Origin of the sequence: Romboutsia sp. MSSM.1001216sp_RTP31141st1_G3_RTP31141_220114, assembly GCF_039031195.1 — a bacterium.
In the GTDB taxonomy this organism is placed as follows: domain Bacteria; phylum Bacillota; class Clostridia; order Peptostreptococcales; family Peptostreptococcaceae; genus Romboutsia_C; species Romboutsia_C hominis.
Window position 1 is genome coordinate 1 of the sequence record NZ_JBCIUO010000026.1, and the last position, 12,159, is coordinate 12,159.

The following is a 12,159-nucleotide window of genomic DNA, read 5'->3' on the forward strand; positions in this document are numbered from 1 at the left end:
ATATATAACTAAACCTATTCCTGGAAGTAATATAAAAATGAGTAACCATGTAACAGTTCTAGCAGGATCTCTATTCTCAAGTATTATTGACATAGAAATAATCGCCCCAACAATATACGATATGGTTAAGTAGCTTAAAAACAAAAAAACTCCAATACTCATAATTTCTACCTCATCTTTATCTGCCTATACCAAGCTCCCTTGCATAATAGAATAAATATTGTTGTGCAAACCCAGCCAAATTACCAAACTTATCAATAGCATAAGTTCTCATTTTAGGTAAGCTTATATCTTCACTTACATAAAATTCTTGCATAACTCTTTTTACCCATACATCAACAGGGAAAGTATCATACTTTTGCATTCCAAATAAAGCTATACAGTCAGCTACCTTTGGGCCCACTCCATTAAATTTTTTTAATTCTTTTATGCAATCATCAGTACTTAAACTTGTATATCCAGATATATTTTCATTATCTTTTATTACACTCTCAGTTGTACTTTTTATGTATTTATCTCTAAACCCAGTCTGACATGCTCTTATTTCTTCTTGCGAAGCTTTGTTTAATTCTTCTGGTGTTGGAAAAGCATAATAATCCTTACCTCTATAATTTCCAATATAAGTTCCATAATTTCTTGATAGATTTTCTATTGCTTTTTGTATCATTGGGATCCTATTATTAGAAGATATTATAAATGAAATTAACATTTCCCATCCATCTTGTTTTAATATCCTTATACCATAACCAAACTCAGATGCCTTATTTAAATGTTCATCCATGTTTTTTAAAGTATTTTTTATATCTGTGTAATTTGTTCCTAAATCAAAGTAATTATACCAAATCTCTTCAAAATCCTTTAAATTTGTATTATCTAAGTATATTTTATTGTCTTTTTGAGATACATTTATCACTCTACCTTTTGCAACTCCAGTATATGAGTTATCTGCTTCTTTATGCCATCTAAAGCATTGCCCACACTCAAATATATGCTTAGGATTAAAATCTGCTACACCTTCTAATATTACTGTATTATTTTCTTCATAAACCTTCATTTATATATACTCCTTTTTTATGATTATTCTTAATAATACTAATTTACCCATATTTTATATAAATTAAATCTTCTTATACTCTATCTATCAAATTTTTCCTAAAAATTCTAGAGTAGAATTTAAATTTTTTTTCTGATAAAATACAAAAGATATTATTTTTAGAAGGTGATTTCATATGAAAAATAGAGGAATATTTATTGCTATAGAGGGGCCTATCGGTGTTGGGAAAACTACTTTAGCAACTATACTTAATGAACATTTCGGTTATACTCTTCTTAGAGAAATTGTAGAAGAGAATCCTTTTTTATCAAAATTTTATACTGATATTAAAGAATATGCTTTACAAACAGAAGCATTTTTTCTATTTAATAGGGTAAAACAATTAGAAGATATAGAAAAAAATCAATTAAATAAGTCTCATGGAGTTGTTAGTGATTACCATATAATAAAAAATCTTATATTTGCTGGTATAACACTTGATAATAATCAATTCCATAGATATAAGCAAATGTACAATATATTTGTAAATGATTTGCCTCAACCAGATATAGTTATCTACTTAAACTCTAATACAGATGTCTTAATGAAAAGGATAGCTATGAGAGATAGAAGCTTTGAAAGACAAATGGATAGAAATTATATACATGAGCTAAGCACAGAATATAAATATTATTTTAACCCTTTATCTATAAAGCATAACTTTGTAGGTAAAGAGCCATTGATAATTGAAATAGATAATTCAAACCTAGATTTCTTAAATAAAGAAGAAGATAGACAATTTATAATAGATAAAGTAGAAAATGCAATAAAGGCATTAGAAGGAGAAACAGCATGTTTAATTTAGTAAATCAATGTAATAAGCCTCTAAATAGGGACTTGTTCATAACAGTAGCAGGAAATGTTGGTGCAGGAAAGTCAACTTTAACAAAGATAATTGGTGAAAAATTAAATTTTGAAACTCATTTTGAAAAGGTTGATGGAAATCCATACTTAGAGGATTTCTATAAAGACCAAAAAAAATGGGGATTCCACCTTCAGTTATATTTCTTAGCACAAAGATTTAAACAACAAAAGGAAATAGACTGCAATGGATTAAACAATATACAAGACAGAAGTATATATGAAGATGTAGAAATATTCGCTAGAAATTTATATGATAATGGGAAAATGACTAAAAGAGATTATATAACTTATAGGGATTTATTTAATGACATGGTTCCTCATCTTAGAAGACCTGACTTAATGATATACTTAGATGGTTCTATAGATACTATAGTTCATAGAATCGGGCTTAGAGGTCGTGAAATGGAAAAAGCCGTTGATATAGAATATTGGAAAAATCTTCACAACAGATACGAAAAATGGATAGCTGAATATGACCAATCGCCTGTGCTGTATGTAAATATAGATAAAGTAGATTTAGTAAATAATCCAGAGCATGTAGACATGTTATGCCATGAAATAAAGAGAATTTTAGGAATGTAGTATAAACTGCATTCCTTTTTTATATGGACGATCTTTAGTGCAGTATATATTTAAAGTAAACTATTTGATAATATTTTAATAATATTAGACAGTTACATTTTTCAAAAATATTAATACTATAAAAAATAATATTATTTTTATAGTATTAATATTTTAAAAGGTGAGGTGTTTTAAATGGAAGATTCTATTCAAATTATAGCAAGTAATAACTTACTTATAACTTTTTCAATTATTGCTATGACCGGTATTGTCTGCAGTAAATTAAGTGAATCATTAAAAATCCCTGATGTTGTTTTATTTTTACTAGCAGGTATTTTACTAGGACCTTATTTTCTTGAAATGATAGATCTTAGTTATTTTGAACTAGAAAAGCAACTTATCCTTACTTTCGGTTCTGCCTTCATACTTTATTTAGGTGGAAAAGAGATTAATTTAAAAATATTAAAAAATGTAAAAATAACTGTTTTTTTACTTTCTACATTAGGTGTTATTATTTCATCTATTTTAGTAAGTCAATTTGTAAAATTTAACTTTCAAATTCCTTTTATTACGGCTCTACTCATAGGTTCAATAATTTCATCTACTGACCCTGCTACATTAGTACCTATTTTTAATAAAATTAAAGTTAAAGATAAGGTGTCACAAACAGTTATAAGTGAATCGGCATTTAATGATGCTACAGGGGCTATTTTGACTTCTGCAATTGTTACCATTTTACTTTCTGGTAAGTTTTCTTTGACACAAAATATATGGGATTTATCCATAATGATTATTGTAGGTTCTTTAGTTGGTTGTATTACTGGTATTGTACTTTTAAAACTAGTCAATGATAAACCTTATGGTGTTTTTAAGGACTTTGCTCCAATAATATCTATCCTTTCAGTTATTATAGCTTATGAAATTGCAACTAAATTTGGGGGAAGTGGATATATGGCTTGCTTTATAGTTGGAATAATTACGGGTAATAAAAAAAATTTCAAAATTTGGCTATCTCAAAAATCATACGATGCCGATTTTTATGTTGCTGAAACCCTCGGAACTTTATGTCGTATGGCTATATTCATTATTTTAGGTAGTCAAGTTGAATTAGTTGTATTATCAAAATATTTCCTACCATCATTATTGGTTGTTTTAGCATTTATTTTTATAATAAGACCAATCTGTATTCTAATATGTGCTCTCCCAGACAGAAAAGCAATGTGGACAAAAAAAGAATTGTTATTTATGATGTGGGTGAGAGAAACCGGAGTTATACCTGCTGCACTTTGCGGTATAATTTCTACTATGAAAATCCCTGGTTACGAAATAATCTCTTCTATCACATTTATGGCTATCCTAGTTACTTTAATAGTTCAAGGTAGTACAACTAAGCTTCTAGCTAAAAAACTCGACTTATTGGAATATACTTCTAATAATAAATCTCCTAACTTATAGTATTATTTGAGTGACTAAACTTGCTTTACTTAATAAACAATTGATGTTCACATTATAAAAGAGTGTTCATATGAACACCCTTTTATAATAATATTCCTATTAAAATAACTGCAGTAATTACTTGTAAAGTACCTACGAATAATCCATATAAAGATACTGCCTTACCTTGTTTTACTAAATCTTTTATATTTACTCTTAATCCAATAGCTGCTAATGCTATTATTTCTAATTTATTGCTTAACAGTTTACAAATATGAGATACCTCTGGAGATATAATGCTTGTAGAAAATAAAGCACATGTTATAAAGAATCCTAATACATACCAAGGAACCTTTATTTTGCCCTTTTTAGTATCTTGTATCTCTTCTTCTACTATTTCAGTATTTGATTTATTTTTTAAATGACCAAAAGTGAATACTACAACTACTAAAAGTATAACTCTTACTATTTTAAATATAGTAGCTAAATCTTTTACATGCTCACTTACCATAGCACCACTTGCAACAACTTGCCCTACTGATTGTAATGTACCACCTATTATAGCTGATGTTTTTACAAGTTCAAGATTGTATAACCAATCTGATATTAATGGAAGTAAAAACATTAAAAATATTCCTGTGACATTTACTATTGTTATAGCTATACCTTTATCCTTATCATCAGCTTCAATGACTGGAGCTGTAGCTGCTATAGCAGATGATCCACATACCGCATTACCTGCTGCCATTAGATATCTAAAATTTTCTCCAAATCCTAATTTTTTTCCTATATATAAAGCTCCTATTATAGTTATAGCCATTTGAATTACTATAAATAATATACCATTGAATCCTAATTCCATTAGAGTTGATATACTTAAAGTTGCTCCTAATAATACTATAGAATACGATAGTAAATCAGTTTCTGAGAATTTATATCCTTTATGAAATACTTTTTGATTTAAGAATAAGTTACCTACTAACATACCTAAAAATATAGATATAGTTGCTGCTCCAATTTTTGGAACTGCCTTAGCAATTAACATACTTGCTAAACCTATTAATACTGATACAACTAAACCTGGTAATATTTCTTTTACTTCTTTTATATATTGAAATTTTTTATTATTCTTTACTGCTCCTTTTGAAATATCCATTTATAATACCTTCTTTCTTTTCGTCCTCGTCTATGTTTTTAGTATACATCTATCCTATTCATAAGTAAAATAAATAATAAAAATAATAATCATTAATTTTATTAATAGCTATTTATGATATAATAATTATTAAGACAAATGAAGTTAAACTATACATTTTTTAGAATTGGAGGATTTAAATTGCTAGAAGAATTAAAGACTTTTATTTCAGTCGTAGAATTAAAAAACTTTACTAAAGCTGGTGAATACCTAAATTTATCCCAACCTAGTGTAAGCACTCATATAAAAAATTTAGAAAGTTACTTTGGTGTAGTTCTTATAAATAGATCTATAAAACAAAAACATATTTTTATAACTGAAAGTGGATATATATTGTATAAAAGAGCTAAGGAAATTTTAAATTTGGTAGACCTTACATATATGGATGTTCGAGATACTTCAAATTCCTTTAAAGGACATATAAAAATTGGTGCTAGTTTAACTATAGGAGAATATCTTCTTCCTCAATTTTTAGCTAGTTTTTCAAAGAAATACCCTGATGTAATAGTTGAAGTATTCATAGAAAATACTACTGTTATATGCAATCATCTAAAAGATCTTAATTTTGATATAGGCTTAATCGAAGGTACTTCTATATATCCTGATTTTAATCAAGATTATTTCCTAAAAGATAAAATGGTTTTAGCTACACCTTTTGAATATGAACTTAATTCTAGTAATTTTTCTTTTGATAAGCTAAAAGATCAAAGCTGGATTGCTCGTGAAGAGGGTTCTGGTACTAGAGAATTTATGGACATGTTTTTAAATAATAATAAAATCATTCCTAAAAATATAATTACTTTTGGTAGTAACTATGCAGTAAAAGAAGCTGTTAGAAATGGTATAGGAATAACTATTATATCTGACCTTGTTACAAGCCCTGCTGTTAAAAATAATGAAATATCAGTAATAGATATAGATGAATCTTACTATAGATGTTTTTCTTTAATTTTACCAAGAAATATAACTACGTCTAACGTAACTCAAGTATTTATTGATGAGTTGAAAGAGTATGTATCTAATATAAATAAATAGTATATTTAGTAGTTTTAAACATAATATTATATCTAAAAAAAATTTAAATACATCATTAAATGACAAATTACTACAAGTGGTCCATAGTATACTACTATTGATTAAAATTTTTTAATGGTGGTCAAATTGTGGATAGATTCAAAAATTCAAATAAAATATTCATAGTTATAGGCATAGTTATATTTTCTATAATCGTTTCATTTTTCACATCTATATTTTTGTTATATTTTATAGATGAATTTTTAAGAAGTAATTGGCAATATCAATTATTTGAAGATAATAAATCTTATATTATGCTTAGAAATTATATTATGTTTATGATTTTGTTGGTTGAAATAACTCTTATATCAATATTTTATAAAAAGACTAGAGATTAATCTCTAGTCTTCTTGTTTATATTACATTCCTATTTCTTTAAATTCTCTACTTCCTGGCTTAACTAGTTCTATATTTCCTTCTTTACATAAAGGACACTCATCTGCATCATGAACTTGTATATCTAATTTTATAGCGCTATATATTGGCATTCCTATATCGTGGCTAGTTCTGTTTGCTATACAAGCAACACCTATAACTTCCCCACCTAACTTTTCTAAAGCTTCTTTAGTTTCAATTGTAGACTTACCAGTTGTTACAACATCTTCAGCTATTATTATTTTGGCCCCTGGCTTAACTTCAAATCCTCTTCTTAATTCCATTACTCCGTCTTTTCTTTCAGTGAATACTGTTTCTTTATTTAATTGTCTTCCTAATTCATAAGAAACTATTACTCCACCCATAGCAGGCCCAACTACTAAATCTATATCTAAATCTTTTATTTGCTCAACAACTGTACTTAATACCGCTTCAGCATATTGTGGATATCTTAATACTTTTGCACACTGAACGTATCTATTGCTATGCTTTCCTGATGATAATAAAAAATGTCCTTCTAATAATGCTTCACTTTTCTTTAATATTTCTACTACATCTACTTTACTCATATTTATGCCCTCCAAAATTTATGTTTATTTAATAATTCCCTTTTAATTTAATTGTACCTTTATAATATTCCTCTTATTTCATCTAAGATCTTTATTCCTTCAGCTTTCATAAACTTTTCTATGCCATCTATTATCTCAAGCCCTATTTTAGGATTTATAAAGTTTGCTGTTCCAACTTGTATACATGTAGAGCCTGCCATTATAAATTCTATGGCATCTTTAGCGCTTGTTATTCCTCCCATTCCCATTACCGGAATATCGACATTTTTGCTTACCTCATGAACCATTCTTAGTGCTATTGGCTTTATTGCTGGTCCTGATAATCCTGCATATACATTGTCAAATACGGGCTTTCTTTTGTGTATATCTATTGCTAATGCTTTGAATGTATTTACTAAAGATACTCCATCAGCACCTTCTTCTTCACATACCTTTGCCATTCCTACTATGTCTTCTGCATTTGGTGATAATTTTATTACTAAAGGTAAGTCAGTTATACTTCTTACTTCTCTTACAACTTCTCTTGCCACTTCGTTTTTTATTCCAAAAGCCATTCCTCCAGCTTTAACATTTGGACAAGATATATTTAGCTCTATCATATCTATTGGTTGATTATTTAATAATTCAACACCTTTTATATAATCTTCTAATGTTCCACCACCAACATTAGCTATTCTTACTAAATCTAATTCTTTAAAGAACTGTATTTCATTATCTATAAATCCTTGAACTCCTGGATTTTCTAATCCAACGCTATTCATCATTCCAGATGGTGTTTCCCATACTCTCATACCAGTGTTGCCATCTCTCTTTTCTAAAGTAAGTCCTTTACTACTTACTCCTCCAAGCTTTTGTATATCATAAATTTCGTTATACTCTTTTCCGAACCCAAATGTTCCAGATGCCATTACAACAGGATTTTTAAAATCAATTTTACCGAATTTCACTCTTAGATTAGCCATTAAATATCACGTCCTCTCCCCAGAATACTGGCCCATCTTTACATGTTTTTTTATTTCCAAATTGAGTTTTACAAGTACATACTAAACATGCACCAACCCCACAAGCCATATGATTTTCTAATGATACCATTATTTTAGTACTCGTACCTTCTGTCATTTTAACTAGTTTTTCCATCATCGGTGTTGGACCACAAGTTAATATGTAATCGTATTTATTTACATCTAGTATATCTGTTACAAATGTATTTCCTGTTGCTATATAAACATCATTACAAACTTCTTCATACTTCTCTTTTAGTATAGCTTCATTTCTAAATCCTAAATATGCATCGCAGTTATCTAGGTTCTTAGCTACTAAGTATAATGGTGCTACTCCAATCCCTCCACCTACTAAAGCTATTCTACCTTCTACTTTTTCATATCCTTTTCCGTATGGCCCTTCTAGCTTTATAGTATCATTTACTTCTAATTTGCTTAATATTTCCGTTCCTTCCCCTACAACTTTGTATAAGAATGTTATTCCTTCTTCATCTATATCATGAATGCTTATAGGTCTTGAAAGTAATGGGTATTTATCCCATGCCCTTAACATATAAAACTGCCCCATTTTACCTTCAAATTTGCCTTCTACCTTCATAAGGTACATTCCTTCGCCTACATATCTATTTTCAATAACTTTATACATGTGATTCTCCCCTCATTTGTCATATGCTAATTAAAGATTTTGTACTAACTCTAATTCTCTTTCTAATACATCTACATTATTTTTTATCCCTAGTAATTTCATTATTAGAGCCATTCTTACAAACATTCCGTACTTTGCTTGTTTAAAATATACAGCTCTTTCATCATCATCTACATTAATATTTATTTCATTTACTCTTGGTAATGGATGCATTACTAGCATATCCTTTGATGCATTCACCATTTTAGCTTTATTTAGTATATAGTAGTCTTTTAGCTTTTCATACTCTTCTTGATTTTCAAATCTTTCCCTTTGAACTCTTGTCATATAAAGTATATCTAATCCTCCAATAACTTCATCTAAGTTATTAGTTTCATAGTAAGCATGACCTTGATTTTGTATTTCTTCTTTTATATATTGTGGCATCTTTAATTCATCTGGAGAAATGAATACAAACTTAGTTCCCTTGTATCTAGCCATTGCTTTTACTAAAGAGTGTACTGTTCTTCCATTTTTTAAGTCTCCACATAATCCTATAGTGTGATTTTCTAAACTTCCTTTAAGAGATTTTATTGTTAATAGATCTGTAAGTGTTTGAGTTGGATGTTGATTTCCCCCATCTCCAGCATTTATAAATGGTACTTCCGCATACTTTACTGCCTCATTAGCTGAACCTGCTATTGGATGTCTCATAGCTATCACATCTGCATAACATGATACTGTCCTTATTGTATCTCCTAGAGATTCTCCTTTTGATACAGATGATGAATTTGGCTCTGAAAAACCTACTACACTTCCGCCTAGTCTATGCATGGCAGATTCAAAGCTTAATCTTGTTCTTGTTGATGGTTCATAAAATAAAGTTGCGAGTAATTTTCCCTCACATACACGGGAATATTTTGCTGGATTGTTTATTATATTTCGAGATAAAGATAGTATCTCGTCTATTTCTTGTATTGAAAAGTCTTCTGGTTGGACTAAATTTCTTCCTTTTAATAACATTTTATTTTTCCTCCTTGTCAGCCTCTCTGGACTGAATTTAAAAGCATTTTTATTTCTGATTGAATTCTAGCACCTTTTAATATTTATGTCAATATGTTCCATAATTATTGTTTCAACAAATATAATGACACTATTTCCTAGTTTTAAGTATTAATTTATTTTTAAAGTAATTGTAATGATGATTACTTTAAAAATAAATTAAACTGATCAGTTCCTAAAGTATAATTTAATTAATTTTTCCTATGTTATATTTTTAGTTTATTTTACTTAAAATAAATTGGTATTAGATTTCTTAATAAAGATATTTATTAGTTAGACTTCAACAGATGTATTTAAGTATATGGAAAATTTTGTTTATATAAATCAATCGTTATGCTAAACTTTTAATTAGATATAAATTAGAAAGGAGATTTTATATGATAAGCGAAAAATTATTTTCTCAACTTAATGAACAAGTTAATTTTGAATTCTACTCTTCTTATACTTACTTAGGTATGGCAGCATATGCAGAATCTATTGACCTAAGTGGTTTTGCTAACTTCTTTAGAGTTCAGGCTCAAGAAGAGTTATTCCACGCAATGAAGCTATATGATTACATATTCCAAAAAAACGGTATGGTTAAATTAGAAGAAATAGCTAAACCAGAAAATGATTATGAGAATATATTAGATGCCTTCCAAAGAGGATACAACCATGAGCAAGTTGTAACTAGTAGATTCTATGAACTTGCAGATACTGCTAACGAAGAAAGAGAACATGCTACTATAAGTTTCCTTAAGTGGTTTATAGATGAACAAGTTGAAGAAGAAAATACCTTTAATTCTCTTCTTAAAAAAGTTAGAAGATGTGAAGGAAATACAGCTGCTTTATATATGCTAGATGAAGAGCTATCAACTAGAGTTTTCACACCTCCTACTAATGCTTAAAATCTAAGTAAAAAAATATTACTGGAATTATTAATTCCAGTAATATTTTTTATCAAAATCTATTTATAAAACTCTTTTTGCTGTAACAAATGTTGATGAATAGTAAGATGAGTTTATATTCGCTGTTTCAACACTTTTACCTGGCTTAGGCGAGTGAATCATTGTTCCTCCACCTACATATATTCCAACATGACTTACATTTCCAGTCCCATTAGTTGAGAAGAATACTAAATCACCTGGTTTAAGATTAGATCTACTTACAGTTTGTCCGTATCCAGCTTGAGCACTTGACGATCTTGGTAATGATACTCCTGCTGCATTTCTATATACATAAGATGTAAGACCTGAACAGTCAAAGCTATTTGGACCTTCTGCACCCCAAACATATGGTGACCCTAACTTAGCATAAGCTAAATTAACTACAGCTTGAGCAGCTGATGTATTACTTGCTGGTGGATTGTAAGAATCATTTTTTTCTTGAGTTATCTTGTCAGCTTGTATATTGTTTTCATTTGAACTAGGTTTTTTTATTGTATTTAATTCACTATCTGTGCTACTGTTTGAGTTAGCATTCTTATCAGTGTTTAAAGAATTATTTTTGTTGCTATTCGAGTTAGTATTCATACTAGTGCTTGAAGAATTATTTGTATTATTGTTTACATCATTATTATCTGTATCGTTATTGCTTAAGTTAGTATCAACAGCTGCACCGTTTAAATTTTGCTTATCTTGAGCAACTTGTTCTTCTATAACTGGGGCTTGATCAGAAATATAAGATGCCTTAACATACCCTTCATCTTCACCTTTTTTAACTTTTACCCATTCACCCTTGTCCTCTAAAACTTTAAGTGAACTTCCTAAATCTAACTCATCTATTATATCAGAGTCTGTATTTGCTTCTTTTCTAAAGTTTACCTTGTTTTCAGTAGTGTACCCATGAGCTTCTTTTATATCTACAAATCTTTTTGGTAACCAACCCTCTTCACCATTGTCAGATATTTTTACCCACTCACCTTGAATACCTAAAACTTTAAATTCCTCTCCAGTGTAAGCTACTTTTTTAACTTCACCTTGTTTTCTTATCTTTACAGCTACTCCATCTTTAACAGTTGCAACTTTATATGAAACATCTTTAAATTCATCTAATTTTAAAGTATTTTGTTTATCTTCTTTTTGCTCTACGTTTGCTTTTTCATCTGCATTGGCAACTGAGTTCATTGATAATGCTACAACTGATGCAAACATTGGTACTAATATTTTCCTTTTCATAATATTTCTCCTCCAAAAACTGACCATAATTTATGGTTACTTTTTACGTGAAACTTATACGGATAAAATACTAATACACAAGATTTAATAATTTTTGTAAAACTTGTAACTTTTTTGTAATCTATTGTTACCAACTATGTAGTATTATTT

General features: G+C 28.8%; 14 protein-coding genes. 6 read left to right on the forward strand and 8 right to left on the reverse strand.

Annotation, left to right across the window (positions count from 1 at the left end):
• Nucleotides 1-162: PLDc N-terminal domain-containing protein (locus ABCP60_RS14805; RefSeq protein WP_343102051.1), on the reverse strand; the 162-nt coding region annotated here is incomplete at its 3' end.
• A 16-nt stretch (nucleotides 163-178) separates the two neighbouring features.
• Nucleotides 179-1,054: a DNA glycosylase gene (locus tag ABCP60_RS14810; RefSeq protein WP_343102043.1), complete on the reverse strand. Its 876-nt coding sequence runs from the start codon at nucleotides 1,052-1,054 to the stop codon at nucleotides 179-181.
• Nucleotides 1,055-1,229: 175 nt separating this feature from the next.
• On the opposite strand from ABCP60_RS14810, the gene ABCP60_RS14815 reads away from it, so the two are divergent.
• The 3 genes from ABCP60_RS14815 to ABCP60_RS14825 all read left to right on the forward strand — a co-directional run bounded on the left by ABCP60_RS14815 (nucleotide 1,230) and on the right by ABCP60_RS14825 (nucleotide 3,973).
• Nucleotides 1,230-1,898, forward strand: a complete 669-nt coding sequence (locus ABCP60_RS14815; RefSeq protein ID WP_092921995.1) for a deoxynucleoside kinase — start codon at nucleotides 1,230-1,232, stop codon at nucleotides 1,896-1,898.
• The gene (locus ABCP60_RS14820; protein ID WP_092921992.1) at nucleotides 1,886-2,539 is read left to right on the forward strand and encodes a deoxynucleoside kinase; all 654 of its coding nucleotides are present in this window, start codon (nucleotides 1,886-1,888) and stop codon (nucleotides 2,537-2,539) included. Before ABCP60_RS14815 ends, ABCP60_RS14820 begins: the two co-directional genes overlap by 13 nt.
• Before the next feature lie 174 nt (nucleotides 2,540-2,713).
• A complete protein-coding gene (locus tag ABCP60_RS14825; RefSeq protein ID WP_343102044.1) occupies nucleotides 2,714-3,973 on the forward strand; it encodes a sodium:proton antiporter in 1,260 nt (419 codons plus the stop codon).
• Between the two features lie 82 nt (nucleotides 3,974-4,055).
• On the opposite strand, the gene ABCP60_RS14830 is transcribed toward ABCP60_RS14825, so the two are convergent.
• Nucleotides 4,056-5,108 (reverse strand): putative sulfate exporter family transporter, encoded by a 1,053-nt coding sequence (locus ABCP60_RS14830; protein ID WP_343102045.1) that lies wholly within the window; start codon nucleotides 5,106-5,108, stop codon nucleotides 4,056-4,058.
• Between the two features lie 180 nt (nucleotides 5,109-5,288).
• On the opposite strand from ABCP60_RS14830, the gene ABCP60_RS14835 reads away from it, so the two are divergent.
• Nucleotides 5,289-6,182: a LysR family transcriptional regulator gene (locus tag ABCP60_RS14835; RefSeq protein ID WP_343102046.1), complete on the forward strand. Its 894-nt coding sequence runs from the start codon at nucleotides 5,289-5,291 to the stop codon at nucleotides 6,180-6,182.
• Nucleotides 6,183-6,310: 128 nt separating this feature from the next.
• On the forward strand, nucleotides 6,311-6,559 hold the full coding sequence (locus ABCP60_RS14840; protein ID WP_343102047.1) for a hypothetical protein: 249 nt from the start codon (nucleotides 6,311-6,313) through the stop codon (nucleotides 6,557-6,559).
• 21 nt (nucleotides 6,560-6,580) lie between these two features.
• On the opposite strand, the gene pyrE is transcribed toward ABCP60_RS14840, so the two are convergent.
• From pyrE to pyrB, 4 genes are read right to left on the reverse strand one after another with little or no spacing between them, the layout of a single operon-like run.
• Nucleotides 6,581-7,165 carry an orotate phosphoribosyltransferase gene (gene pyrE, locus ABCP60_RS14845; RefSeq protein WP_343102048.1) on the reverse strand — a complete coding sequence of 195 codons (585 nt, stop codon included), beginning with the start codon at nucleotides 7,163-7,165 and terminating at the stop codon, nucleotides 6,581-6,583.
• A gap of 59 nt (nucleotides 7,166-7,224) precedes the next feature.
• Nucleotides 7,225-8,127, reverse strand: coding sequence for a dihydroorotate dehydrogenase (locus ABCP60_RS14850; protein WP_343102049.1), 903 nt, complete (start codon nucleotides 8,125-8,127; stop codon nucleotides 7,225-7,227).
• Nucleotides 8,120-8,812 (reverse strand): dihydroorotate dehydrogenase electron transfer subunit, encoded by a 693-nt coding sequence (locus tag ABCP60_RS14855; protein ID WP_166506094.1) that lies wholly within the window; start codon nucleotides 8,810-8,812, stop codon nucleotides 8,120-8,122. The genes ABCP60_RS14850 and ABCP60_RS14855 overlap by 8 nt, the downstream gene beginning before the upstream one ends.
• 30 nt (nucleotides 8,813-8,842) lie before the next feature.
• Nucleotides 8,843-9,814, reverse strand: a complete 972-nt coding sequence (pyrB, locus tag ABCP60_RS14860; RefSeq protein WP_343102050.1) for an aspartate carbamoyltransferase — start codon at nucleotides 9,812-9,814, stop codon at nucleotides 8,843-8,845.
• A gap of 416 nt (nucleotides 9,815-10,230) precedes the next feature.
• Between pyrB and ABCP60_RS14865 the strand changes: the two genes are divergently transcribed.
• Complete coding sequence (locus tag ABCP60_RS14865) at nucleotides 10,231-10,740, forward strand: ferritin (protein WP_092921965.1); 510 nt, start codon at nucleotides 10,231-10,233, stop codon at nucleotides 10,738-10,740.
• 63 nt (nucleotides 10,741-10,803) lie between these two features.
• Here the strand turns inward: ABCP60_RS14865 and ABCP60_RS14870 are convergent, their stop codons facing one another.
• Entirely contained in the window at nucleotides 10,804-12,009 is a 1,206-nt protein-coding gene (locus ABCP60_RS14870) for an NlpC/P60 family protein (RefSeq protein ID WP_092921962.1), read from the reverse strand.
• Nucleotides 12,010-12,159 lie beyond the last annotated feature (150 nt).